Here is a 25,589-nt window from a genome sequence, read left to right as displayed (position 1 = left end):
ATTTTAAAATTACAGTGATTCGCTCCATTCAGCACTGCATACATACTGTAAGTGAAGGACTTTATTTTCCTTAATTTATCAATAATAAGCTTACATCCAAGGTAAACTTGAAGTACAATGAACAGAACGATTGATTTCAATGAAGGAGGTTCATCGCATGACATTGCTGCCCTATATTTTAATTATTGGCATTGCCCTGTTCGGTGGAATTGCTACCATGATCATCGGGAATTCGAAAGCGAATCAGACCAGCAACCCCGAATATGATCGCAGGACCAAGCAAAATCTGAGCAAACTTACTTATGTATACGTTGGTGCCATCGTTCTCGGCATAGGCGGTTTCGTCCTGTATTTAGTGAACTGAATAGCGCTTACTCTCAGCAAAGTACATGTCTGAACTTTTCGAGTAATTTTAAAATTTCGTTGTACATATGGGATGGTTTGGCGAACCATTCCCCTCTCTCTTATGATGGCCAAGAGTCCACGTATCACCCACAAATGAATTTGTTCATAAAGACTTTTCCTGCTGAAAAACTTACCTTCCTGCGTGTATCCCTGCTCAAAATCATCTACATTCTCTCCCATTTCTCTCTCCTTGCTTCTCCAACATCTATAATGTGAATGCTCTCCTCTGTAAATAACAAATTCCAAATGCCAAGATCCTTACACATGTTTACAAGTTGGAGATAATTCAGAATTATTCTGGATATGTTCAGCGGGTAATATAAAGCCATAAGGACAGCAAGCCATTTAAAAAAACACAATATATAAGTTGAATCTGACTTTTACACCATAACGGAGAGGGCAGAACCAATCTGAAGAAGCGTAGCGTTCGCCTTTATCCCCGGATTTCCCCTTATAAAAGGATTCAAGAAAATCTGGGGATAAGAGCGATCGGAAGTTGGTACTGCACTCGGAGTGGTAAGGTGTAAATCCCCCAAATCAACTTATATAAACTAAAGGAGAGTTATACACATGAAGAAAAACTTCAAGAAATCCGCAGCAACGATGATGGTACTGGGCATGACATTAACAGGAGCAACGGGCGTATTCGCAGGTACTCAACTGGAGAAGATCTCGGCATATCTCAACCACGGGATCAGCTTCAATGTAGACGGTGCGGCATACTCACCAACGGATGGCAATGGCAAGAAACTGGCTCCAATCACTTACAACAATTCAACTTATCTGCCTGTACGTGCCATTGCTGATGCGCTGCATGTACCTGTATCGTATGACGGTAAAAAAGGACAGGTGATCATCGGCGAAGCTACAAGCAATCCTTCTACATTGAGCAATGTGAGCTATAGCGCAGCGCAAAAAGAAGCCATTCAAAAGGCGTTTGCACAGTTCGACGGCTTCGAGACAGCATACGCTCCTCAACAGATGATTGCAGGTGATACGTTCAAAAGTGTAGGTGCTGGCGGCGATGGAGTAAGCTTTACTTTTAATCATATGAAAGTGGATGTGTCTCCAAGAGACTATTCGGACGGTTACAATAGCAAAGACGTAAAACTGTCCAATGGTGTCACAGCCAAATGGTACACACCCGATCAAACGGGTATGCTCACGTTCAAACTGGATGATCGTTATGTCACAATAAGCTCACCTGACCATAAGCTGTCTCAGGCTCAGTTGCAGCAAGTGGCTGTATCTGTGCAAAAGGTTCAAGGCAATGATCAGGGCATTACGGGCTTCGCTGATGTGAAATATACCCAAGAACAGTCAGCCGCCATCCGCAAAGCCTTTGCGAAATTCCAAGGATTCGAGACTGCTTACGCACCACAACACATGATTGCCGGAGATTCATTCAAAAACGTAGCTGCTGGCGGCGATGGTGTAAACTTTGTCTTCAATCACATGAATGTCACTGTGTCGCCTAAAGACTATTCCTTCAGCTATGACGGCAAAAATGTTAAACTGCCAAACGGTGTTACCGCCAAATGGTACACACCGGATCAAACCGACATGCTGACATTCAAACTGGATGATCGCTATGTAACCCTTAGCTCGGCAAATAATGGGTTGACTCATACACAGCTGGAGCAAATGGCTGTATCTGTGCAAAAAGTGAAATAAAGGCTAATTATTAGAAAATCAACTAACATAAAAATAAATATTTATATCAAGACACATTGAAGTTCTCTATAAACAAGTGAGACTTCGATGTGTTTTTTTCTTATGTAAAAATCATCTGTACGGTCAGACAACAAATTTCATTATATTGATCCAATAAATGCCCAGAAGCACAGCTATATAAAATTTCAGCTGTACTTCTGAGCATCTAGGATTAGAAATTATTTTTGTCAAAAGGGCCTGGAAGTTTCAAAGTGTAGACAAGTGTAGATTCATCTTCCTTCGTTGGTATAATCATGGTCAGAACACCATCTTGTAACGCCTGCTCTGGAATCTTTTCCGTACTGATTCCCCACCTCGCTTCTGGCATGTCCGTTATGGAAAACGTCCCAAGCACCTTGGTATAGTCCTGATTGGTAAACAACACTCTAGTTAGATCCATGTAATGGAGAGTAGAAGTTGATAAAGTCAAAGTTCGGTCAAAATTCAGAACCACACCGTTAATACGATCCGGTTCAGATGATTCCAATGAATTTGTATTGATCTGATCCAACTTGTACATATCCCCTACTCTTTCCATTCGCCGGGCACTCGCATGAAAAGCAAGGTTTTCTGGTGTCATGACTGTACTCGTATTACGCTCATCATCACTAATTAATAATTCTTTGTTACTCCAGTAAGCCTTCGTTTCAGACACTTTGAGCCCCAAATCCTTGTTCCATTGTCCCAAAGGAATAAAGGTCTGGTTATAGAGTGTCAGCAATTTACTTGAGGATCGAGCCACACTGGAAGAACGCTGTCCACGACTGAATGTGATTTGGTCCTTACCCAATACATATTGAATATGAAAAGCCTTGGCAAATTCCTCTAGAGGAACATAATGTTGCCCCTCCAAATAAAATGAAGGTTGTCCCTTATAATTCAATACTCCCTCTCCGGACTTGATGGCTACGGGTTGTAAAGGAAAGAATATGCCAGAAAATTGAAATGAATCCCAGTAGCCCTTCCATTCTCGGTATGTATCATATTGCAGTTTCAGATGTTTATTCTCTGAAATGATATATAGAGAGGGAGGAAATGAACCTGGAGCTGAAAAATACTGTTCAATAATGTATTCATCCTCTGTTATCCACTGAACACCCTCTGTGCGAGCACGATAGGGAGAATCATAAGTTCGAATCAGTTTGAGGGTCTTTAGGTCATATAAATGAACCGTGGACGATTCCATCTTACTATCCAGTCCATTCTCAGTAACCAGTATCAGCGTTTTTCTTTCTGGTGAGACAGACGTATGAACATAGCCAATACGATCTTTCAGAAGTGTTATTTTCTTTCCATTCTTGGTCGCAACAACAGTCCAATCGGATTTGCGGTCTCTTGTGTTGGTTTGTGAGATATTCAGATTAACATCTGTACTTGCCTGAAAAGCTTTGGTAGACAGCCCTGTCTTTATGTCATGCTTCATCCAAAGCTGTTTCACCTTGGCTGTCTTTCCTTTGGCACCACCATATTCAATATAGTTACATTGGTACTTACTTGTGCAATATACACCAACGTTACGGGTTTGCGGGAGTGGTGAGATGGCATAATCCGTATCGGTAAAATCCTTCTCAAGCAAAATTTGCCCGCCAGTATATACCTTGTTGCCTGTAGTCATGGAATAGTATATTGGTTTATGTTCTTCTTTTACATAAAGCGTATAAAATATCCCTAATTGTGGCTCCAAGTAAATTCTATTTTCACCTTCATGTACCTTGCGAAGAGAGTTGCTACTGTAATCATACTCATATAAGACGTAATAATATTGATTGTTATCCGTAGCATAGTAAGTTATGTAACCCTTTAAGCCTAGTGGTGTATCGGAAACAATTGTATCAGAATGCCCTGAAGTTATCGTTGAGCCCGTATAAATTTGGGGGAGAACTGCATTCTCGGTAAAGTGATATTCATTCACCTTTCTTTCACCTGTATCAAAACTCGTTCGGATGGTTTCTACAACAACCTCATGTTCTCTGATCGCAAAATTAATGCTGTGCCTCACACGTTCCTTTAAAGAAGTGCTTGCGGATTGCGTGCTTTGCTTATTGGTTCCAGGGTTAGAAGCTGCAACTGTTAGTCCGGGTAAGGAAAAAAGCATAACGCAAGCCAACACAGTAACTAAACAAATAGATATTCTGGACATACTTAACTCCTTCTCTAGTAATGTATATTTTATGTGACCTGTTAAGTATAGAACTTCCGACCTAAACATTCATTACATTTACTTCCAGTTCGCAGTCGAAGATCTATTTTTTAATAACGTTTACACCTCCAAATCGTTTAAACGAATCACTCTCCGATAGTTCATATAATCGATCATATCTTCCCAGTCCAATTCCCCTGCATTACCATCACGATAGTATACAGCTGCAGCGGGTAGAAACCCAACCAATGGCCCATTGCCGCCACATATCATCGCGCCACCGTCGCCACCTTTGGGCATCATGTTTCCAGACGCATCAAGCGTAAGCTCATAGTTATAGGGATCTCCAGCAAACTGGACGCCAAAAAAGTTGGGCAGCTCCAGATCATACGGACGGTCATTCTCAACTACTAGAGAAGGGTCCGGCTCTGCCGATTCATCCACAATTCCCTCCACCTCTTCGAGGCTTCCAAAATGCTTCAATTTCATCGTGTAGTCGAAGCTGTCTCCCCATGGAAATAACGTACGGCAGCCCCCTCCATACAGATACTCCCACTCATCTTCAGTAAGCAAACCAAAACCCGCTTTTGCTTCTTCATTGATTAAATACTCCAACGTCAAATCTTCATTGAACCAAAATACCTGTACTGCCTCACCTTGACGAACCAGACGGAACTCTTGATGCAGTTCATACTGGTTCAGATCGGACAACTTAAACTTCTCCAACTCTTCTGCAAAATAGGCACTCTCTTGCGCCATCGCTTCAGCTTCCGTCACTTCAATCCAGCCAAGTGAATGGTTCCTGCACTCCACCAGCATGGGAGCCATGTGCACTTCCCTAACCGGAGACATCTGGCTGCTTAAGAAAAAATCCACATCCTCCACGCCGTACTCACTGACCGTCTCCAGCAAATCTGAGGAAGTTTCCTCGTTCATCCCCTCCTGCCAGCGATCCCAGCCGAGTGTCACCCGATCACCAGGCACAAACACAAATCTCTGCTCATCATACGAAAATACACCTGTCTCGATTCGCTGACCGAATCGTTCAAATGTCTCCAAGCCTTCATACTTCATACCTGTAGGAAAATGACTGACCATCACACGCAACAATTCCTCTTTTTCCTGAGCAGACAGCCCTTTCCATGCATCTCGATTCAATGGCCCCATATACTCATCCACCTTTACTTGTATCCCTATACATTAACCTTTATAAAGCCCTAACGGGCCTTTCCTTATTTCCCTGCGGCCTTTAACAGTTCTAACAGCAATTCTTTCCGTCTTCCCTCAGCCTTGCGTGCCAGCGTTGCAAGCTTCTCTACCTTGCCCCAGATCGGATACAACACATGCTCCACTTCATAGGTTTCCATTCCTTGCAGCGATTGGACCAGAAGTTCAAGCTTCTCCTCATCCTCCAACTCTGGCTGAATCTTCAGCTTCAGGGAATCCGTAGAGCGACGCAGGCAGGTAACTAATGCAGGTATGGAACTGGCCGTTACACCATGTGTCTCAGCAAAGGCAACGGTGAATTTATCCTGTACCAACTGGTGCTCATCATCCACTTCACCCATGTAATATTCAACCAACGGGAAATACCGCTCATCTGCCAATCCAAGTCCGAAGGTTGCATAACTGCCGGGCATACAGTTCTTTTCACCCTCTGTATCCGCATAAAATTCGAACTCTTCGATCGCTGCACGTGCATACTCTTCAAGTAGCGGACGCAGCTCCGGGTACTCCAGTGCGTTTGCGAAAAATCGATGGGTATCCGACTTCGCAAGCCCTTTAATCGGCAGATACTGCTTCACGCTGGATTTGAGCTTGATCTTGTAACTTTTGGGGAAGCCCTGCTTCAGCAAACGGGTGATAAAACCAAGGGCCTGTTTGTAGGCAGCTACTTCTTCCTTGCGAATGATGATAGTAATGATCGAGAACACATCGTTGGCTGTGCATTCCATCTGCTCATTTTTCACATGAATATCTTCCTTGGCATAGGTTCCGCTACCTTCCGTCATCATACGAACCGCACGGCTACTACCCAATTGTTTGGCCAGTTCCAAGAAAGTAAGGCCTTTCGGTTTACTGTAACTAGGCTCATAACGAAGAATCATCACGGCTGCATACAGCAGCAGATCGATAGGCTGTGCCACCTGCTGCCCATGCTCAATCTTTGGCTGGTCCTCCTCCAAAGAAGCACCTGGCTTAAGTGTATATACATTGGCGCTGTATGCAGAAGGCTGTACATCAAAGTAACGTGGCAAAAAATGATTCTCCGCCCAAGACGTTATCGCACGAATAATATCACCACGATGCTCCGCCAGAGCTTCCTGACGCCCTTTATTTAACTCCTGTATGCGATCATATTGTGCTATAGTCCACGCAACGTCCGGTTCAGGGAACAATTTCGGATCAAGCAGGTGACGCGTCAAAAAAAAGGATTCCAACGGCTTTGTTGGATATGAACCTTTTAGCAGCTTATGGTCTACGTATGTATGAATGAGCTCAAGCAACTGCTGCCTTTTCCCTTCGTTGATATATTCGAGCATGGTCACTTGCAGCTTTCCTTCTGTCGTTGGAAATTTCCCGCGAAAGGTAAACCGATAGTCGATCAACGGTGTATCCGCCAGCTTGTCCAATTTCTCTTGAACCACTTCTACAAGCTTGGGCTGGATCTCATTTCGTACCTGTTCCTCGGTAAAGGGACCGGGATTCTTCGATTTCAATCCCTCATCCAATCCAAGATCCACACTGTCTACTGTAGTCCGTCCAGGTCTGTAATCCAGCAAAATATCATTAAAAATCCCCATTTGCAGCGTTGTTCGCTTCACAGCCTTTTCCAGGTCGTCCCGCTTCAACTGTTCACTAAACCATTCTTCAATGACCTCAATCATCTCTTCCATTGCCTGATCATAGAGTGTACTCATGCTTCGACCACCTTCCCATTTATCAGATCATTCCTCAAACCATCTATGCTAAAATTACGTATTGATGTTCGTATATTACCTATTATCTTACTCTCTCACGCATCTGCGAAACAATAAGTCTTACGCACGGTTGTACGCAGAGAAATTAATGGATAAGCTCTTCCGTACATGTCTAAGCATTCCGCATACAAAACAAAAACACCGGATTCAGGCGACTTTCCGCCCAAATCCGGTGTATTCACGAAATACTTCTTCCTTCTTGTATTACTTTAGTATGATTCATCTCGTAAATCATTCACGGTATTAATTGACTGTTTTGAACCATTCATTGACTTCCGTTGTGATTTGATCGCCGCCCATGGATTTCCACTTCGTTACGAACGCGTCGAATTCATCGATGCCAACTTGACCGTAAATGATTTTGCTGAACGTATCTTTCTCCAGCTTGTCGAGCGCATCTTTCTTCATCTTCATCGTATCCGTAGGTGCACCCGTAAATTTGTTCTTGATTGCATCATCCTTATGAGCTACCACGACTTGAGCCGCAGCAAATACTTCAGGTTTGTTGGCAATTTTCGTATTTTTCTCGAAAGGTGTTTCTGCTTCCTTACCTGTAGCGAGTTCTGCCAACGTATCCATCATCAGGTTAGGAATACGGGCACCATCATAAGTAAGTGTATACTTCAGCGGGGATACGCCGTCTTTCAAATCAGCTTCACCAAGCACTTTGCCATCTACAATATCAAAGTCATATCCTTGGGCAAAGCCATGTTCGAACTCCCCACCCACTTCTGGATTAGCGAAGTTATCAAACAAATAATTTTGATACGTGAAGAATATTTCTGGGTTTGCCATATCCTTGTTGATCAACACGACCCCGTTGCTAGCACCTGAACCGTGGTGATGGCTCTCGCCAGTCGGTCCGGTTGGAAGGGCAATTGCTTTGTAGGTAGCGCCGTCCACATTTTTCTTCACATCATCGATCGGCCAGTTCGGCATCCAGTGCGGTCCCACAATGATTCCCGCTTTGCCTGCTGTAAACAATTCAGCCGCCTTAATCTCATCATATACGCCGGCTTCCTTCGGCAGATAGCCTTTGGACAACCAGTCTTTCATCGTTGCAAGTCCTTCTTTCACACCCGGTTGAACCGAGCCGTATTCCAGTGTTCCTTCTGCATTCAGATTCCACTGTCCTGGCATCGTGTTATACATTCCGAAGATCCAGCCAGATTCAGTCATCCAGGTATTGAGGGCATTTTTCATGCCGACCGTCAGACCGTACGTATCTTTCTTACCGTTACCATCCGGATCCTGATTCGTAAATGCATCCATCACCGTAACGAGCTCATCGATCGTTTTTGGTTCTTCCAGTCCAAGCTTCTTCAGCCAGTCTTCACGGATAAACATTACCGGGTCTCCGTTGTAAGCATAGTCAAAGATCGGAACGCCATACCGTTTACCTTCATACATGTACGGGTACCACTCTTCCGGTGCGGATTCAGCAGCCCCTTTCCATGTGTCAGATGCATACTTATCGAACAGTTCACCTGCATCGGCGAATTTACCCGACTCAATCAACTCACGCACCAGATTGTAGTCACCACGGATGGAGACGATATCCGGCAGCTCTTCATTAGCCGACAGGGAGAGACGAAGCTTCGTGTAAAAAGCATCATTGGTCACGGATACAGCCCAAGGTGTGGTCAGATCGATGCCCAAACGTTCTTTGGCCCATTTGGTGTGCACGTTGTTCTGTGCAGTTTCTCCGTTCTTAAACTTTGTATCATCATTCCAGGCTCGCAAATAGCTCATCTGAACCGCAGGTTCATACTTACCATCTTGCAGCGCAAGTGGTGCAGCCGCTTCCTTGGATGGTTCTTCCTTTGCCCCCGAACTGCATGCCGTTACGGCAACCATCGTCAGTGCAAGCAATGCAGTCATCATTTTTCTATACATGAAACCCCTCCTCAATCACTTTGAATACCCTTACATGAAAAGGATAGTGCAGCCGGGGAAGCAAACATATATCACAATTTCAATGTTCATATTGATTTGTTAACCGTTCCGAAAATCCTGCGGGGTCAGGCCATAATGTTTACGGAATACTTGAATGAAATAAGGGGTATTGTTATATCCCACTTCCTGACCGACTTCATAAATCTTCATTGCCGTGTGTTTCAGCAAGTGAACAGCACGTTCCATCCGGGAACGGATAATGTAGTCACTAATGCCTTCACCCGTCGATTGTTTATACATTTTGGACAAATATACCGGGTGCAGATGAACCTCCCCCGCAATAACTTGCAAGGAAAGATCTTCTCCCAGATGGTGGTCAATCCATTGCTGGACCTGTCTGATCATGTTCGATCCACTTTCCTGGCCCGTATCGGTTGTGCTTAGAGCCCATTGTTCCATCACGCTCCGGGTCCATGCTTCCAGACTCCGAAGTGACACGCCGTAGCCGTCCTTCAACAGTTGCTGATACTGCTCACCAAGGACATCGGACAACTGTCTGCCCTCCCGATGAGCCATGTAGGAGAATGCGGCTGCGAGATAGTGAAAAGCAACATAGACATGCTCCGGGAACACACTATCCGATAACTCGGCAAAAATCGCATCAATCTTGCGATTGGCGTCCTCCATCCGTCCTGCTTCCAGCAGTGCGGTCAGTCCGGGTGGCTCATAAAGTGCCGCAAGTGATTTCAATGTTGATCCATGGGAGCCGGCAGCCGCATTGAGATGCAACCCTTTGCCTGCTTCCGCCTGCTTGCGCAAGGCACTTACAGCTTGATGGTAAAGCTGCGGAACTTGCTCTGGAAAACGGCCTATCCGGCTGACTGATAGTGAAATCGTCGCGTTTAAATACTGCTTCACACTGTGAAGCAGCCGTTCTCCGAGCCGCCCCATCAGCAGTTCCGGTTCAGACTGTGCCTGTTTCGGACTTGCCATGAAAACGAGATCATCATACGCATCGTCCGTATGGCAGAGATGATAGCTGCTGCCAAAGATTTCTTCCACGACGTTAGAGATGGCGTATTTCATTAAACGGAATGCCTTGTTTGTTGGCTGTGGGTCATCATAGCGGATAAGCAGCAGCTGCATTTTGTCCTGGGGACGGAATCCAATCTCGAATTGCTCCAGCTTCTCCACAAGTTCGCTCTCTACAAATTTATGTCCAAGCAGCACATCCTTCATTAATCCCGCCCGCTTCTCCGGTAAATGTTCTCTCACCGAATACATGGCGCGCTGGTGCATCAACTGTTTCTCTCCCTCCAGCCGAATCTGGACGGAGGCCTGCTGCACGGCTTCAATCAACTCCTCATCCCGCACTGGTTTCAGCAGATAACTCACTGTTCCATGACGGAGTGCCTGCTTCGCATAATCAAAGGATGCATGTCCAGATAAAATGATACATTTGGTCCGCTCCCACTTTTGACGAATATGACTCACCAAATCCAGACCAGACAAGCCCGGCATACGAATATCGGTGATGATAATATGGACCTGATGTGCGGCCATTTGCTGCAATGCCTCTTTCACCGAGTACGCCTTATATACGTGCCCAATCCCATGTTCTCTCCACGGTATGGAGGCTGCAATCGATTCCACCGCTGAATGTTCATCATCCACGACCATTAGATTCATCATTAGGATATTCCTCCTCAAACCATCGTATTTCCACACTGAGACCCCCATAAGGGATCACTCCAAAATGAAGCCCTGAAGAATGACCATATCGTGTAACGAGCCGCTGGTGTACATTCCAGGTACCCGTGCCTATTTCTTCACCCATCGGTTCATTGATTTCTCGCTCAAGACTAGCAATCTCTTCCGACGTCAAAGTAACACCGTCGTTATCGACAAACAGACTGTATCGTGTGTATTCCCTTCCATCGATTTGCTCTTGTGCTGCCATACCTGTAACTACGATGTGACCGCTACCCTCCATCGGTTCAATGCCGTGAATGACTGCATTCTCCACAATAGGCTGGATCAGCAGCCTCGGAATGTGCTGCTGCATCAGTTCTTGCGGTACAGCGATCTCATACGACAAACGGTTGGTGCGCATCTGTTGGATGGACAAATAATTGTCCAACAACCGGATTTCCTCTTCCACGGTCGTCATATCGTTCTCATCACGTGTGATGTAGCGATAGTAATCTCCCAGGCTGAGCGACATGGCAATAACCGCTTCGCGGTTGCCGAGCTGCGTCATATTTTTAATATAAAACAGACAATTATACAGGAAATGAGGATTGATCTGTGATTGCAGATGCTTCAACGTCGCTTCCCGCGAGCGAATGCGTTCCTCGTATACCTTTTCGATCAGCTCCTGAATCTGCTCGGCCATGTGATTGAAGCTCTGCGTCAGATAAGCGAATTCATCCCGGGAGTGATCGACCGGAATTCGTGTGGACAGCTGTCCTTTGCGAATCTGCTGCAAACCTCTCATCAGACGTTGTATCGGCACCTGTACCTTTCGGTATAACAACAGGGCAGCGCCAATACTGAGCACGAGCAGCAGCAAAATCGAGGTTATAAACATATTTCGGCTCTTGTCCATCGGCGTAAGCAAATCATCCAGTACAACCGGGTTAACATAGATTCCGTTTAGTTGTTTGGAGAGCACATAACTGACCAAGTACTGCTTGCCCCCCACCTCCAGCTGATGGTTGCCTTCACTATCCAATTCGGTTAATGGCATGTCCCGCATCACCGCTTCCACGAGCTCGGGGTCCGCACTCCGATTTAACAGAGGCTCGTTGCCAGGGACGAGAAGAAAGGGATCTCCTCCCTGGGCCTCCTTGAAATCATCCAGCATGGCAACAATGTTCATCGGGTCAAAATCAATCTCCATCACCGTTCGTACATCCGTGGTCACAGGTTTTTCATTCCACTCGTAGTTATCCGTAAAGAAATAAGTGAAGCTGCCTTCGTTCAACTGCCATCGGCCTGGCTGTGGAAAGTTTAACATCTTCTCATTGAAGACCGTCCGGTTGGACATGGTGGATAGGACCAGCTCTGCCTGAGGCAGAACAATGGTAATATCGTTCTTCCAGCGGCTGGTGGACTGGTATAGTGACAATTTGTCGAGAATATCGAGATAGATGCTGTTTTTCTCATATTGGCTGGTCGATTCTGTCATGTAACGATAGTGTAGAATGCTTGGATCACGCAGCAAAGTCAGCCCGTAAAGCGAGAGCTGTTCAATATTTTTATCCACCTGAGAGCTAAAATAGTTGAACTGGTTCAAGCTGGACTGTTGCTTCTCCTCGACGATCATGTCCACGTTCGCCTGATTCGCGTAGGTATAGAGCAGCAAGATGGGTACCAGCAAGCAGACCAGCAGCATGACTGTTTTTGAGAATACTGTAAATTTCATTGCTTCACCCTGTCCCGGATTAAAGTAAAGATACACATCGAAGTCCTATTTTATATTGAAACCCCTTACATATCTATACTGAATTTCAAATGAGTCACTATTCGGTATACGTTTTTAACAAGTTAATAAATCAACATCCGCCTTGAAATGTTGTTCTATAGCCCGCCCGTTTCCATTGCTATAATTCAGTTGCTCCACTTTTTGCAGAGGCTTACTGGCCTCATTATGCAGAGGCTGGACGATATAAAGGAGGGACCTGATGGCTATGGAACAACCACTAACGACCAATACGCCGGTGCGGCAGGAAACACACAATCCACGCAAACGTACCCGCTGGAATTTCAAACGCAATTGGCCGCTGCATCTAATGCTGCTGCCTTCGGTACTGCTCACATTGCTGTTCGCCTATGTGCCTATGGGCGGCATTATTATTGCGTTTCAGGATTTCAAACCATGGCTGGGATTCACCGGCTCCAAATGGGTAGGATGGGATAACTTCCGATTCATGTTCGAATATCCGGATAGTGTTCAGGTCATCTGGAACACCGTACTGATTGCCGCCATGAAGATTGTGGCCGGACTCGTGGCCCCGGTTGTGTTTGCCATTTTGCTGAATGAAGTACGTAATTCCACGTTCAAACGGTTCTCACAGACGCTCGTATACCTGCCCCATTTCTTGTCTTGGGTTGTACTGGGCGGCATCCTGCTGGACATGCTTTCCCCTGAAGGCGGACTGATTAACCAGGTGCTGGCGGCTGTTGGCGTTGAACCGATCTTCTTTCTGGGAGATGGCGACTGGTTCCGTGTAACCGTGGTCATCAGTGATGTATGGAAGGAATTCGGATTTGGTACCATTGTCTTTCTTGCAGCCCTTGCGGGCATTAACCCTGCTCTGTACGAAGCTTCCGAAGTTGACGGGGCAACACGGCTTAAGCAGACCCTACACATTACGCTGCCTGCACTCGTGCCGATGATCATTGTGGTGGGAACGCTATCACTGGGGAATATTCTTAATGCTGGATTTGACCAGATTTTCAATCTGTACAATCCACTTGTATATGATAAAGGCGATATTATTGACACGTTTGTTTATCGGATGGGTATTTTGAATGGCAAAATGAGCTTTGCGACTGCGGTTGGTTTGTTTAAATCCTTTGTCGCCATGTTCCTCGTTATTACTGCCTACCGGATGGCTTACAAAATCGCTAATTACCGCATTTTCTAAGGAGGAATTAAGGTGTATCACAAAACGACCGGATACCGTATATTTAACGGCTTCAACCTGTTCTTCATCGCGGCCGTCTCGCTGCTGTGTGTGCTGCCGCTTGTCCACATTCTGGCGGTTTCCTTCAGCGGTAAAGCAGCAGCTTCCGCCAATCTGGTAACGCTCTGGCCGATTGATTTTACAGTCGACGCTTATACCAAAACGTTTGGTAACAGTAACTTTCTCAGCGCGCTCTGGATCTCAGTGCAACGTACCGTGTTCGGTACGCTGCTCAGTATGGTGCTGGTCACCCTGACGGCATATCCTTTATCCAAGGAAAGTCTGAACTTTAAGGGACGTTCACTGTACGCGTGGTTTTTCATCTTCACGATGCTGTTCAGTGGCGGACTGATCCCTTCCTATATCCTGATTCAAAAGCTGGGACTGATCAACACCATGTGGGCTCTGATTTTGCCGGGCGCTGTGGCGGTCTGGAACCTGATTCTCATGATGAACTTCTTCCGTAACGTGCCCAAAGAGCTAGAAGAAGCGGCGTTCATCGATGGTGCCAACCATATCACCACATTGTTCCGCATCTATCTGCCTGTGTCCATGCCGGCCATTGCAACGATCTCCCTATTCACCATGGTGGGGCAGTGGAATTCCTGGTTCGACGGGTTGATCTATATGAATGACGCAGCCAAATATCCGCTCGCTACGTTAATGCAAACCATTATCGTGCAACAGGATTTCTCCAATATGAATGTCGATGCGACGCAGCTTCAGAACATGTCGCAGCGTACCGTTAACGCAGCCCAGATCTTTATTGGGGCACTGCCAATCCTCCTCGTGTATCCATTCTTGCAGCGTTTCTTTGTAAAAGGAATTGTGCTTGGGGCCGTAAAAGAATAAGGTTCGTATACTAAAACTGAATGCATTCGCATCATTTCATCCCGAGGTTTATAACGCGCCGTTATTTACTTCGGGATGTCTTTCCGCGAATGGCATTGTTATATTGATTAATGAGTTCATCCAGAACCATCGATTGACGAATGACCTCCGGATGCCACAGTTCTTTATGAGCGTTTGCAATCTGGTAGAGCCTCTGTCGTGCCTTTTCGATACATTCCTGAATGGTTTCCGGATTATGCACCATACTCCCGCCCCCTGTTGTCCTTCAATATCCTCCATCCAAAAAAGACCATCTATTATAATATTCGGAACAAAGGGAGCTTCACATTACCCCAAAATCGAATTTATGGTTATTTTTTCTTGTACAGGTTGAAATAAGGATGAGCAATGGACTCAGATGTGGCAAAATACGAAAAAATACCGGATAGGCCTATCAGCCTTATCCGGTATTTTGCTATAGCTACATTTATTGTTCGCAGAAACCTGCACACCATTTCCTTATGAAATATTATGTGGCTAGTCCTCATAGTCTACAAAAAAAACATCATTTAATATGGTTTTTGCTTTCTTCAAATTACGGGAATCCAACTTGTTGAGCATAGACATGATTTCATTCATTTCATCGGTCAATGATGTAGAACTATTGGCCCTATGAGCTTCTGAATCCTCAGTAGTATGCGCCTTTCTTGGGGCGGGTTCAATAGCCTCCTCCTCTGCTTCCGTATGAATCCATGATGTATGCAGCGTCTTTTGGAGAGTGTTGACGAGAAACTGTAACTCATCCTCGTTATACCGTTGCAAGAAATGATGAACCCCAAGATCAATCTGATGATGCAGGCCCTGATGCAAACGATAAATCTCTTTTCCGAGCGATGTGGTACGGAATAGAACTTCTTTTTTGTTATCCGGAAGTGACTCGGTTACGATGATGTTTTGAGACACGAGTCTTCTCGTGATTTTGGAGACCGTCCCTTTGGAGAAGCCGAATTGCTTTGAAATGGTTATGCCGTTTACTGGCTCGAGTGTACCAATAGCATCCAGCACATGCAGCATCGTCACCGTCATTTCTTTGATTAGCTCTTCAACAGCCGGATTAGGACTATTTTGGAGCAACCACTGTTTTTCTTCGTCATCTTCTGATTGGAATCTGATCTGTATATCTTTCACTGCTTCCAATACTTCTTGAATTAAGTGATCTCTATTTTGTTTTTCCGATGGGTTGATCATTCAATTTTCCTCCAACGATTGTTAGCTTCATACCAGTATATCAGGGTATGTCCGACAATTAAAGTTTCCTGGAAACAATATTGACAGCAGTAAAGGATTAAACTATGATTGTTTCATCGGAAATTAAAAAGTTTCTCAGAAACAATAAACAAAGCATGATATCTCATCCATTGCGATATGGGTGATCAGGAGGAGATTCAACTGACCCAACATTACGATATTGACGTACTCATCGCTGGAGCTGGACCGACTGGCTCCGCTCTTGCAGTCGACCTGCTTCGACGCGGCCTTCGTGTCCGACTCGTTGACAAAGCCCCTCACGCCTTTCAAGGTTCCCGTGCCAAGGGAGTTCAACCAAGAACCCAGGAGGTTTTGGAGGACTTCGGCGTGCTGGAAGAGGCTCAGTCAGAGGGAAGTTCTTACCCGCTTGCCGGTTTTCATATTGGACCGCTAACTGTGCCTTGGCGCATGCAGCAGCAAAATAAACCAACACCGAGCGATCCGTATCCAAACATTCTCCTGTTGGCGCAACACCGAACGGATGCCATCTTACACCGCCTACTGAAACGTCTCGGCTTAACCATTGAATTTAACAACGGGTTGGAGCAATTTGAACAGGATGCCGATGGAGTAACGGCGACTCTCTCTTCCGGGGAGAAGGTTCGCAGCAGATATCTCGTCGGAGCAGATGGCGGTTCGAGCAGCGTTCGCAAAGGGGCAGGTATCCGATTTATCGGAGAGACTACCGACTCTGACCGTACGCTCATCATTGACGGCTCGATCGACAAACTGTCTCGCAATAGGTGGCATATGTGGCCACGCACACGTGGCACGTTTGTCGGTGCCTGCCCGCTGCCACACTCCGATCAGTTCCAAGTCATGATTAGGCTGGCACCAGATGAAAAGCCTAACCTTGACGAAGCCGCACTGGCCACTCAATTCCACAAACTCACAGGTTTGCGTCTCTACAACATTACCTGGAGTTCGGTGTTTCGCCCCAACGTTCGACTGGCTGAACACTATCGGTCGGGACGTGTCTTCATTGCAGGCGATGCTGCTCATGTCCATACCCCGGCCGGTGCACAGGGTCTCAACACGGGTATACAGGACGCCTATAACCTCGGCTGGAAAATAGGGCAGGTCACTGCTGGGGCACCCGATAGTCTGCTTCACAGCTACGAGGCCGAGCGTCAACCCATTGCCGCTCGAGTCCTCAGCAAATCCAGCGAGCTGTACGCCAATCTAGACAAAAATCGCCTGGCTAGCCTGAAGCGCGGAGATGAGGAGCGACAGCTTAGACTTTCGTACCATGGTGGGCCGCTCGCATCTAGCGAAGAATCGGCCACGAAAACCCTTCATGTCGGTGACCGGGCGCCAGATGCTCCCTGCAACGGACCCGGTGGGGAACGGCGTCTCTTCGACATCTATCAGGGGCCTCACTTCACTTTGCTTGCCTTTGGTCCTAACGCTGCCAAGATACTTCCCAAGTTGAACTGGCCGACCAGCGGTGCCGAATTACACTGCTACGTCGTTGATACCGCACACGATTCAGAACAAAACGTCCTCCATGACTCCAGCGGCAAATTGACTCGTATCTACGGCATCACCAGCGACACGCTGGTCATGATACGGCCAGATGGTTATATCGCGAACATCATTACGACCGACTGGCAGGCAACCTTCGACAATGTAGCCAGAATGTTGGCCCCGCCATGTTCCATCGGATCCAACTCGAATTGAAGCTCATGCGAGACTATGAATGCTAGTGCAGTTAATGTATGAGGGTCGTCTTTCAACCCGCCCATATATGTGGCTTACTTAAACTCAAATAAGACCGAAAACGACCGCACTCAGCGGTCATTTCCGGTCTATTTGTCAATAATCTTTCCATTTTGAAGTATGTGCACTGTTCCATTCATCTTAATCCAATATCCTCAAAACGATTGCCAATCGTCTCTGGGAAGGCCTGCTTAATGGCATCAATGGCACGCTGTTCCGTTTCCCCTGCTTGCTCAATCAGATGGATCACCCTTAGCACATGCCCTGGTTCCTTCGCATCCCACGCTGTTGAATCCTCAACCTTCTCCATCATCTGAGCATATAGGTATGCGAGTAACGCGTACGCCTGCACAACATGATTCATCTGATTGGATAAATGCTCAAGCTCTGCAACATAGGAGGCCATATCCTTTCTTGAATCAGCATAATAGCGCAAAACAATGGCAGCTTGATCGGTTTCATATACACCAGATTGTAGGGCATCAGCAATGGCTGCATAAGCAGCAGGTCCACATGCGTAATCCTGAGGTGGTAGCATGTAATCATGGGTCTCCCATTTGTATACGGCCTGAATTAATGATTCCTTACATACTTCCCATATGTCTACAGTTGAATGGGATTCAAGCACCTGATAGTACCAGTATGGTGTACTGTTCCGACCAAAAGAATCATAGGGCAGATGAAGGACCTTATTCCCTTCACTTTCACAGATAAACAACATCCGCTCCCCATCATCATATCCAGTGCAGATGACAAACTGGTCATGCCACAGAATGGCCCCTACACCCCGGTCAATGGAAGCTTTAATATCCAACAGGGCCTGTTTCTGATAGAGCGGAAAGGTCGGCTCGAACGAAAATCCCCCGTGTTGTCCGGTCGTGACACCAATGAAATCAGCAGCTACAAAGTTCTCGGCCATCCAGTTGTACGCTGAGATTGATTCTGTCGTTAGACGCCGATCCACTACTAATCGAAACACACTTGCGGTCATCCCCGCAATCATGTGACGCGGTAAATCCGTCCACTGTTTATGCACCAGAATTCTGTACATCGCATCTATATAAGAGCCCGCTCCGTTCCATGATATGTGTTCACATGAAGAATTCCTGCTCCGTGTAAAATGAATCCAATCAGGCAGTGTTTTGCTCCCCATCCTCTACTTCTCCCTTCCTACCTTGCCGAATGTGCTCCCCAACGTGGCACGGTGGACCGTTTGCGGTCAGGATACTTTAGGGATATCAAACGAAAATAATCAACAGCCTGCTCTTCCAGTGCTTTCGCTTCCAATAAAACCTGTGCCAGCTTCTCTGTGGCGTCTGCCTGCATAATCCTTCTGTTATGTTCCTGAATCATGCATGCCTTCATCTGTATAATCAATGCTCCAAGCTGTTCATAACATGCATAGGCTCGGTCCAGTTCGGGCCATATCCCCCGCACATCCTGCAAATACATCTGAATTTCAGTTCGGGACTGGCAATAGGATTCCAAAATATACGCAGCACCCGATGCATCGTAATCTCCACCCCGAAGGGCTTGCACCCACACATGATAAGCCATTCTGCCCGAAACGATATTCCGATCTGGCAGTAGACGATAAGGGATATCCCAATCCTCAATTGCCAATCTCAATGATTCCAACAGCATCTCTTGTTCAGGGACATGTACCTGGTCACCAAAGACCTGACAATACCAGAACCCGGTGAAGTTCAATCCGAAATTGTCATACAGCAAAATCTGTGGTTCCTTACTCCAGCCATCTTGCACATAAAAGATGCGATCACCGTCATCATACCCATGAATGACACCAAATTCCGGAATCCAGTAAATCACCCCGATGCCTCCATCCAAACTGCGTTTTACCCAACTCACCGCATCCCGCTGGTAATACCCGAATGTGGGATGACGTGTCCGTCCCCCATCCCAGATCGTGAATATCCCCAAGTTATCGATTCCAGGGCGATGGGATTCTCCCCATTGACCATAGGCTGTAACCGACATGGGCAGTAGTCTGCGATGCACCGATAGTTTGAATGCCATACCCGTATATCCAGCTAGCACATACTTGGAACCCTGAAACAGACCCGCATGGGTCAATATGGCGTGTAGGCTATCCACATACGATTTGGACTCCCGCTTCATCATCAGGTTTTCTAACACAACTTCAGTCAAAAAAAATCTCCTCTCTATGGTTGTACTAACTCAGGTTTGCTTTGAGATCATGGCAAGCCTATCGATTATGCTTTCAGCACTTTGCTGAAACTTTCGTCTAAGCCACGTTGGAGACAACAGTTCCTCCCACTCGCTAATGAACAAATGCTGTAGGAAAGCATCCGTATCATAAAATTCAATCCAGTGAACCTGATCTTGCTTCTCCCGAATCCGATATCCTTGCCACAACTCTGTTTGCTGCACTTCTCTCAGTCTTATCTCAGCGACAAACGGTTTACGGACAGGCAGCGCCTCTTCCCATGCACCCAGCAACCCGTCTGTCTGGCACTGAAACGTCTCGTTCGTCATCTGTACATAAATCATACCCTCCAGCCGGATGGCCGTTTGCTGTAAAGGGTCCATTTCATAACCAACCACGTAATCGGCGTTGAACTGGGACAGCATCTTCAATGGACACCAGGTAAATTGCCGTTCTCCGGCATGATCTCTGTAATGGATATGTACTTTGCGGGATTCGGCAATCGCATGGGACAAAATCTCAAAGAACTGAAGCTGCTGCGGATCTGCTTTAAACACAGGAAGCTGACTACTTCCTGTTTGCTGTTCCTCGAGCGTAAAACGCTCCAGCAAATGCGCCACACGCTTTACCGCATCCGACTGATCATAACTGTAATGCCGATAACGATGCGCCAGATACTTAAGCACCCGCTGTTCTTCTTCCGTCATATATAAATGGGGCAACCGGTAGGTCTGATCCTCGTAACAATACCCCCGATATTTTGCTATATACACCAGAGGGGCACGCAGAGAAATCGCCATATATTCGATATCACGCTGGGCCTGGCGCCGGGATATTTCAAATTCACGTGCAAGCCAGCTGCTGTTCGGAAAACGTCCACTCCGAATCTGCTCGTCAAACCAGTGAATACGATGCATATTGCTCATTTACTCGCCCCCTGGCTTATTCCGTATTTCGTAATTGTATTATACCAAAAGACATGGCCCGTTCCGAAGAACAGGCCTGTTATATTATACGGTTACCTTGTCCACTCTGGACTGCACAGCTTTGGAGCATTTCTTGCATACTTTCAAACTTGTACCATCAGTTTTCGTTTGCGAATACAACAATTTAATCCGGGTGCTGCTGCACACCGGGCATGTTCCTCTTCCTCGGGATGGTAGATTCCACAGGACGCGTCCTCTTTTTGTTTTTGCCAACGTTTGTGAACCTCTTTTCGATATGGTTTGTGTGTTCACCGTTATTATAGAGGGCATGGTACGACATAGAATGTCGCAGCAGTATGGAATATACCCAACATAAAAAAATGTCCCCTCTTCAACTTGAAGAAAGGACATTTTTTAGGAATCATGTATTTCAGACTGAGCTGCCGCTTGTAATAAAGGCTGCAACAGACCAGGAAAACGCACTTCCAGATCCTCGGATCTTAGCGTCAGGAAATGCTGTGTACCTTGTACTCTTACCCGAATGACTCCGGCTTCCCGCAGGGTCCGAACATGGTGTGACATCGTAGATTTTACAACAGGTACACGAAAATGACTGCATGGCTGCTCACCATTTCTGGCTGCTTCTGTTACTATCCCAAGACGGATCGGATCACTTAATGCGTACAATACGGAAGAAAGTTCGATATCCTGCACTTGAGGATGGTGCAAAATTTTCATCGTTGTAGTCTCCTTTTTTTTTCAGACTATCCATTGTATTTTAGCATAGTTCCATGATATATTTCTAATGTTCGATACCAATCGAACTTACAAACATATTTCGTTTATGTATCCCTGCTGTCAGGCATGGGATTCACTCTATACCACATTTTGCAAATGTTACACACCGTTTCTGAAATGTTGCGAAATACACATCAATCTAGGAGGTTTTTATGAACAACACCGCAACTGCATCATCTGGGGAACGGACAGCAGGAATACAGGAAGGGTTAATCGTAAGTCTACTTGGCTTCACGGTTGTGCTTGTCGTTATGAATACGATGATGTTCAATCTGGCCCTGCCCAAAATTGCAGCTGAATTTATGCTCTCATCCGTCTCTTCTTCCTGGATTGTCACCGGTTATTCCATCGTTTTTGCTATTTCCTCGATCACGTTCTCACGTCTATCGGATTTTGTGCCAATTCGTACCCTGTTTACGACCGGTCTTACACTGCTTGGTGCGGCATCCGTTCTTGGTTTCTTCAGTAACCATTTTATCCTTCTGCTCATTGCGCGACTGATTCAGGCTGCGGGTGCAGCTTCTGTACCAGGGCTAGCTATCGTTCTTATTACTCGTTACATTCCAAGTGACCGCCGGGGGAAATCCATGGCTGTTGTCATGTCGGCCAGCTCACTGGGTCTTGGACTCGGTCCTGTGATCGGCGGCAGTATTACACAGTTTCTCGGATGGCATGATCTGTTTATCATTACCGGACTAACCTTGTTTCTGATCCCTGTATTTTTCAAACTGCTTCCAAGTGAGATGCCGCAAAAGGGTTCATTCGACTTACTCGGCGCGCTGTTACTGGCGATTGGAACAACCGGTGTCCTGCTATTCCTGACTTCACGTGAATGGGTAACCCTCGTTATTGGTGCGGCTGCACTGGTCCTGTTCTGGCTACGAATTCGCCGTGCGGCTGATCCCTTTGTGCAACCGGCTCTGTTCAAAAACAAAAAATATATGATGCTCAGCTCACTGGGGATTGTCTCGTATATTAACAACTTCTCGACGCTGTTCCTGCTACCGCAAATTTTGGCACATCTGTACGGCCTGACTCCTGCCCAGTCCGGGCTTGTCATCTTCCCGGGTGCAATCGTGTCCATGCTGTTATCCAATCGGATTGGCCGCATGATTGACCGGCACGGCAATACACAACTGCTCAAGTTCGCACCATGGTTGCTGCTCGCTGCGGCCGGATTGTTTGCTCTATTTGCAGACGACAGCATCTATGCCATTATGGCCGTATACATTCTGCTTAGCGTAGGCTTCTCTGCACTGACAACAAGTGTATCTAATGAATTGTCGGGCAATCTGACGATGGATCAAGTAGGTGCAGGCATGGGACTGTTCCAGCTCAGCCAGTTTTTCAGTGGTGCATTTAGTGTTGCCGTAACTGGCGTGGCATTGACAGCCATGCAGCAATTGCCGTTAGCCTCGGCGTACACCAACATTTTCTGGGGCATGACCGCAGTAGCTCTGGCATCCATTGTTTTCTCACAGGTGTATCTGAGAATGCAGTCACGGAAGAAAACCGTTGCTTCACACTAAGCAGGTTTTAAAGGATCTTACTTATAATAGATTCTTCATATAAGAAAGCCAGGGATTGGACCGATAGGGTCTGATCTCTGGCTTTTTTGTTTGTTATTAGACTATAAGATATCAATACGTATTACTTGATCTCTGTTATTCTTATATTATAACCAGATCGTATAGATATTTTGAAAATGATAAAATCAAGGGGATGTCTTTCGCACATGAAGCTTCAACAGTTTAATTCACTATTTCGTATCCCTACATACCGGCTGTTTCTCGTTTGTATGTTATTGCAAGGTATGGCTATTTCAATCAGCGCGCCCTTTCTTGCGGTCTACTTTACAACCCGCCTTGAAGTATCCATCGCAACATTCGGATTATTCACTGCCGTAACTCTTATGGCGGGTGTGTTGTTCAGTTCCTGGATCGCCAGACGATCGGATCAACCCGGGGCTCGCAAAAAAATTCTGGTGTCTGCCATGATTTGCAATGCTCTTGCTTTTGCCGGTTATCTGTGGATTCACGACTTCACTTTATTATTCATCTATATGACGGTGCTGACTGCGCTCGGATCTCCCGCGATGCCACAATTGTTCGCAGCTGCAAGAGAAGCGGTCAATACCGCAACGGACGTCGATCATGCTGTGGCCAATTCAACCCTGCGCTCCGCGTTTTCACTGGGATTTATTACAGGACCTTTACTCGGAACTTTACTGATTGCGTATATTGGATACACCGGTATTTTTAGTTCAACGTGTTTTATTTTTTTGATCAATGCGTTATTATTTTTCTTTCTCTTAAAAAAGGCTCCCGAGCCTTCTACCCTCCGTGCATCTACAGGCGGAATACAAATGAAATTGCATCAGGATGCAAGAATCTATATGCCTTTTCTCATTACTACACTCCTGTATATGGCACATTGGATGAATAATCTGAATGCTTCACTGTTCATTATTCACCATCTGGGCGGGGGAACCCGGGAAGTTGGCTGGATCTCCAGTCTTTGCGCGGGGCTCGAGATTCCGATTATGTTAGGCTTGGGTCTGCTCGCCTCTAAATATCCCAACCGCTCACTCATGTTATGGGGCTCCTTGATGGGTGCCGCTTATTATGTCATTGTTTTGTTCTCCACGGAACTGTGGCACTTGCTGGCAGGACAACTATTGCTCGCATTCTTTGTCGCCGTCATCTCTGCTATCGGTATCAGTTACATGCAGGATCTGCTTCCGTCCATGCCCGGCTATGCGTCAACACTCTATTCCAATGCCTCCACGTTGGGAAGATTATTTGGTAGTCTGGTCGGGGGATGGACAGCCGGAGCGTGGGGATATCGAAATTCCTATTGGGTATGTCTACTGCTCGTTCTGATTTCATTAGGCATGCTTGTTGTCACACAACAATTATCAAAAGAGAAACGTCAGACCCTTTCACTCTAAGCAGATCCTTGGATGCAAGCCTGAGTGAACGTAAAAGCTTGAACAAAACAAAGCCCCAAGGACGCAGCTATAGCGATCTTGGGGCTTTCGTTATTATCGTTTTAATATTCCCATATGAATACAAACATTATTCAAACAGATCCAGACGAAGACGCTTCAGGCTAGTATGCTGGATGAGCCATTGACTATCAATTTTGACAAACGTTTCATGGTAGTGTCCAAAGCCGTGAAAGGATTTATTGTCATTGCCTTCAGGAAACGTCACCCAATCTTCCATTGGAGAGATGACATTGGCTTCATTCTCAGATACAAATTCAACTTCGGCGCTATGAACATGATGCACAGTTACGGCAACATGCACCAAATCTCGGAATACTTGAACAATGGTGTCGCGACCTGTTAATACCGGGATGGGATTGCCTTCTGTACTGAAATCAGCTACGGCATCCGGAGCGAACACTTCACCTAATGTATCCCACTGCTTCGTATCAATATAACGGCAATAGCGAGCTTTGGTGTTCCGAATGTTTTCCAGTGCAAGCAGTTGTTCCAGTCCTGTGATGGTTGTTTGGCTCATGTGTTGTCCCTCCAGAAATCTAAGATGTAAGCAAATATATTATACGGAATGTGCAGCCTTCATCTGGGCAGCCAGCTCAGACATTTTTTTATTGTTCAAATAGCTCTCCATCTCTTCTTCCGCACGAACCATCACCTGCTGAATCAGGCAGCCTTCGTTATGGTCCTGCGAGCATTCGAACAGGGAAGCCTGTCCTTCAATGGCATGGATAATCTCCAAAAATGAAGGATCCGGATTCTTCCGGCTAAGCCGATAACCACCATTGGCACCAGAAGTCGATTCGATCATGCCGGCTTTAACCAGCTTGGTCAATATTTTAGATAAGTAGGTTGGAGATACTTTCTGCATCTCAGCTAATTGATGTACACTGACCAGTTGTTCCGGTTCGGTCGCAACCAGAAAAAGCATGGTGTGTAGGGCATAGTTTGTAGCTTTCGAATATTTCATGAGGGCACCTCATTGTATA

General features: G+C 46.1%; 22 protein-coding genes. 7 read left to right on the top strand and 15 right to left on the bottom strand.

Annotated elements, in window-relative coordinates:
• Window positions 1-157: 157 nt before the first annotated feature.
• Together A6049_RS24180 and A6049_RS24175 are read left to right on the top strand one after the other, a co-directional pair.
• Window positions 158-364 (top strand): hypothetical protein, encoded by a 207-nt coding sequence (locus tag A6049_RS24180; RefSeq protein WP_063567093.1) that lies wholly within the window; start codon window positions 158-160, stop codon window positions 362-364.
• Window positions 365-975: 611 nt separating this feature from the next.
• Complete coding sequence (locus tag A6049_RS24175) at window positions 976-2,079, top strand: stalk domain-containing protein (protein ID WP_063567092.1); 1,104 nt, start codon at window positions 976-978, stop codon at window positions 2,077-2,079.
• Window positions 2,080-2,290: 211 nt separating this feature from the next.
• Here A6049_RS24175 and A6049_RS24170 read toward each other — a convergent pair whose 3' ends face one another.
• The 6 genes from A6049_RS24170 to A6049_RS24145 all read right to left on the bottom strand — a co-directional run bounded on the left by A6049_RS24170 (window position 2,291) and on the right by A6049_RS24145 (window position 12,562).
• Entirely contained in the window at window positions 2,291-4,030 is a 1,740-nt protein-coding gene (locus tag A6049_RS24170; RefSeq protein ID WP_145921950.1) for a hypothetical protein, read from the bottom strand.
• Window positions 4,031-4,378: 348 nt separating this feature from the next.
• Window positions 4,379-5,425 (bottom strand): hypothetical protein, encoded by a 1,047-nt coding sequence (locus A6049_RS24165; protein WP_063567090.1) that lies wholly within the window; start codon window positions 5,423-5,425, stop codon window positions 4,379-4,381.
• A gap of 65 nt (window positions 5,426-5,490) precedes the next feature.
• Window positions 5,491-7,179, bottom strand: a complete 1,689-nt coding sequence (locus A6049_RS24160; protein ID WP_063567089.1) for a DUF6138 family protein — start codon at window positions 7,177-7,179, stop codon at window positions 5,491-5,493.
• 303 nt (window positions 7,180-7,482) lie between these two features.
• The gene (locus tag A6049_RS24155) at window positions 7,483-9,135 is read right to left on the bottom strand and encodes an extracellular solute-binding protein (protein WP_063567088.1); all 1,653 of its coding nucleotides are present in this window, start codon (window positions 9,133-9,135) and stop codon (window positions 7,483-7,485) included.
• A 99-nt stretch (window positions 9,136-9,234) separates the two neighbouring features.
• Window positions 9,235-10,827: a response regulator transcription factor gene (locus tag A6049_RS24150; RefSeq protein WP_063567087.1), complete on the bottom strand. Its 1,593-nt coding sequence runs from the start codon at window positions 10,825-10,827 to the stop codon at window positions 9,235-9,237.
• Complete coding sequence (locus A6049_RS24145; protein ID WP_063567086.1) at window positions 10,802-12,562, bottom strand: sensor histidine kinase; 1,761 nt, start codon at window positions 12,560-12,562, stop codon at window positions 10,802-10,804. The genes A6049_RS24150 and A6049_RS24145 overlap by 26 nt, the downstream gene beginning before the upstream one ends.
• A gap of 265 nt (window positions 12,563-12,827) precedes the next feature.
• On the opposite strand from A6049_RS24145, the gene A6049_RS24140 reads away from it, so the two are divergent.
• Window positions 12,828-13,787 (top strand): ABC transporter permease, encoded by a 960-nt coding sequence (locus A6049_RS24140; RefSeq protein WP_442950743.1) that lies wholly within the window; start codon window positions 12,828-12,830, stop codon window positions 13,785-13,787.
• 12 nt (window positions 13,788-13,799) lie between these two features.
• The gene (locus A6049_RS24135) at window positions 13,800-14,678 is read left to right on the top strand and encodes a carbohydrate ABC transporter permease (RefSeq protein ID WP_063567085.1); all 879 of its coding nucleotides are present in this window, start codon (window positions 13,800-13,802) and stop codon (window positions 14,676-14,678) included.
• Window positions 14,679-14,739: 61 nt separating this feature from the next.
• On the opposite strand, the gene A6049_RS24130 is transcribed toward A6049_RS24135, so the two are convergent.
• Window positions 14,740-14,922: an aspartyl-phosphate phosphatase Spo0E family protein gene (locus tag A6049_RS24130; protein ID WP_063567084.1), complete on the bottom strand. Its 183-nt coding sequence runs from the start codon at window positions 14,920-14,922 to the stop codon at window positions 14,740-14,742.
• A gap of 272 nt (window positions 14,923-15,194) precedes the next feature.
• A complete protein-coding gene (locus A6049_RS24125; RefSeq protein ID WP_063567083.1) occupies window positions 15,195-15,905 on the bottom strand; it encodes a MarR family transcriptional regulator in 711 nt (236 codons plus the stop codon).
• Between the two features lie 177 nt (window positions 15,906-16,082).
• On the opposite strand from A6049_RS24125, the gene A6049_RS24120 reads away from it, so the two are divergent.
• Complete coding sequence (locus A6049_RS24120) at window positions 16,083-17,645, top strand: FAD-dependent monooxygenase (RefSeq protein ID WP_063567082.1); 1,563 nt, start codon at window positions 16,083-16,085, stop codon at window positions 17,643-17,645.
• 175 nt (window positions 17,646-17,820) lie between these two features.
• On the opposite strand, the gene A6049_RS24115 is transcribed toward A6049_RS24120, so the two are convergent.
• From A6049_RS24115 to A6049_RS24100, 5 genes are all read right to left on the bottom strand, one after another.
• Window positions 17,821-18,837: a hypothetical protein gene (locus A6049_RS24115; protein WP_063567081.1), complete on the bottom strand. Its 1,017-nt coding sequence runs from the start codon at window positions 18,835-18,837 to the stop codon at window positions 17,821-17,823.
• Between the two features lie 17 nt (window positions 18,838-18,854).
• Entirely contained in the window at window positions 18,855-19,853 is a 999-nt protein-coding gene (locus A6049_RS24110) for a C39 family peptidase (RefSeq protein WP_240321525.1), read from the bottom strand.
• A 30-nt stretch (window positions 19,854-19,883) separates the two neighbouring features.
• Window positions 19,884-20,798 carry a helix-turn-helix transcriptional regulator gene (locus tag A6049_RS24105; protein ID WP_063567080.1) on the bottom strand — a complete coding sequence of 305 codons (915 nt, stop codon included), beginning with the start codon at window positions 20,796-20,798 and terminating at the stop codon, window positions 19,884-19,886.
• Window positions 20,799-20,882: 84 nt separating this feature from the next.
• Complete coding sequence (locus tag A6049_RS34190) at window positions 20,883-21,071, bottom strand: hypothetical protein (RefSeq protein ID WP_072735590.1); 189 nt, start codon at window positions 21,069-21,071, stop codon at window positions 20,883-20,885.
• 141 nt (window positions 21,072-21,212) lie between these two features.
• Window positions 21,213-21,536 carry an ArsR/SmtB family transcription factor gene (locus tag A6049_RS24100; protein WP_063567079.1) on the bottom strand — a complete coding sequence of 108 codons (324 nt, stop codon included), beginning with the start codon at window positions 21,534-21,536 and terminating at the stop codon, window positions 21,213-21,215.
• A gap of 212 nt (window positions 21,537-21,748) precedes the next feature.
• Between A6049_RS24100 and A6049_RS24095 the strand changes: the two genes are divergently transcribed.
• Entirely contained in the window at window positions 21,749-23,125 is a 1,377-nt protein-coding gene (locus tag A6049_RS24095; protein ID WP_063567078.1) for an MFS transporter, read from the top strand.
• Between the two features lie 206 nt (window positions 23,126-23,331).
• On the top strand, window positions 23,332-24,546 hold the full coding sequence (locus tag A6049_RS24090) for a sugar efflux transporter (RefSeq protein ID WP_063567077.1): 1,215 nt from the start codon (window positions 23,332-23,334) through the stop codon (window positions 24,544-24,546).
• Window positions 24,547-24,673: 127 nt separating this feature from the next.
• Here the strand turns inward: A6049_RS24090 and A6049_RS24085 are convergent, their stop codons facing one another.
• Both A6049_RS24085 and A6049_RS24080 read right to left on the bottom strand, forming a co-directional pair.
• Window positions 24,674-25,123 carry a nuclear transport factor 2 family protein gene (locus tag A6049_RS24085; RefSeq protein WP_063567076.1) on the bottom strand — a complete coding sequence of 150 codons (450 nt, stop codon included), beginning with the start codon at window positions 25,121-25,123 and terminating at the stop codon, window positions 24,674-24,676.
• Window positions 25,124-25,162: 39 nt separating this feature from the next.
• Window positions 25,163-25,570 carry an Rrf2 family transcriptional regulator gene (locus A6049_RS24080; RefSeq protein WP_063567075.1) on the bottom strand — a complete coding sequence of 136 codons (408 nt, stop codon included), beginning with the start codon at window positions 25,568-25,570 and terminating at the stop codon, window positions 25,163-25,165.
• Window positions 25,571-25,589: the final 19 nt, after the last annotated feature.

It is taken from the genome of Paenibacillus sp. O199 (genome assembly GCF_001636635.1).
GTDB classification, from domain to species: domain Bacteria; phylum Bacillota; class Bacilli; order Paenibacillales; family Paenibacillaceae; genus Paenibacillus; species Paenibacillus marchantiae.
The sequence above is the reverse complement of the archived record's forward strand: the minus strand, read 5'-3'. Positions and strand labels throughout refer to the sequence as shown.

What these genes read in the sequence shown, in the direction of transcription:
- A6049_RS24125 (WP_063567083.1), bottom strand. Translation starts at nt 15,905, where the DNA reads ATGATCAACCCATCGGAAAAACAAAATAGAGATCACTTAATTCAAGAA.
- A6049_RS24145 (WP_063567086.1), bottom strand. Translation starts at nt 12,562, where the DNA reads ATGAAATTTACAGTATTCTCAAAAACAGTCATGCTGCTGGTCTGCTTG.
- A6049_RS24155 (WP_063567088.1), bottom strand. Translation starts at nt 9,135, where the DNA reads ATGTATAGAAAAATGATGACTGCATTGCTTGCACTGACGATGGTTGCC.
- A6049_RS24085 (WP_063567076.1), bottom strand. Translation starts at nt 25,123, where the DNA reads ATGAGCCAAACAACCATCACAGGACTGGAACAACTGCTTGCACTGGAA.
- A6049_RS24180 (WP_063567093.1), top strand. Translation starts at nt 158, where the DNA reads ATGACATTGCTGCCCTATATTTTAATTATTGGCATTGCCCTGTTCGGT.
- A6049_RS24100 (WP_063567079.1), bottom strand. Translation starts at nt 21,536, where the DNA reads ATGAAAATTTTGCACCATCCTCAAGTGCAGGATATCGAACTTTCTTCC.
- A6049_RS24175 (WP_063567092.1), top strand. Translation starts at nt 976, where the DNA reads ATGAAGAAAAACTTCAAGAAATCCGCAGCAACGATGATGGTACTGGGC.
- A6049_RS24080 (WP_063567075.1), bottom strand. Translation starts at nt 25,570, where the DNA reads ATGAAATATTCGAAAGCTACAAACTATGCCCTACACACCATGCTTTTT.
- A6049_RS24130 (WP_063567084.1), bottom strand. Translation starts at nt 14,922, where the DNA reads ATGGTGCATAATCCGGAAACCATTCAGGAATGTATCGAAAAGGCACGA.
- A6049_RS24140 (WP_442950743.1), top strand. Translation starts at nt 12,828, where the DNA reads ATGGAACAACCACTAACGACCAATACGCCGGTGCGGCAGGAAACACAC.
- A6049_RS24150 (WP_063567087.1), bottom strand. Translation starts at nt 10,827, where the DNA reads ATGATGAATCTAATGGTCGTGGATGATGAACATTCAGCGGTGGAATCG.
- A6049_RS24165 (WP_063567090.1), bottom strand. Translation starts at nt 5,425, where the DNA reads ATGGGGCCATTGAATCGAGATGCATGGAAAGGGCTGTCTGCTCAGGAA.
- A6049_RS24090 (WP_063567077.1), top strand. Translation starts at nt 23,332, where the DNA reads ATGAAGCTTCAACAGTTTAATTCACTATTTCGTATCCCTACATACCGG.
- A6049_RS24095 (WP_063567078.1), top strand. Translation starts at nt 21,749, where the DNA reads ATGAACAACACCGCAACTGCATCATCTGGGGAACGGACAGCAGGAATA.
- A6049_RS24105 (WP_063567080.1), bottom strand. Translation starts at nt 20,798, where the DNA reads ATGAGCAATATGCATCGTATTCACTGGTTTGACGAGCAGATTCGGAGT.
- A6049_RS24115 (WP_063567081.1), bottom strand. Translation starts at nt 18,837, where the DNA reads ATGGGGAGCAAAACACTGCCTGATTGGATTCATTTTACACGGAGCAGG.
- A6049_RS24160 (WP_063567089.1), bottom strand. Translation starts at nt 7,179, where the DNA reads ATGAGTACACTCTATGATCAGGCAATGGAAGAGATGATTGAGGTCATT.
- A6049_RS24120 (WP_063567082.1), top strand. Translation starts at nt 16,083, where the DNA reads ATGGGTGATCAGGAGGAGATTCAACTGACCCAACATTACGATATTGAC.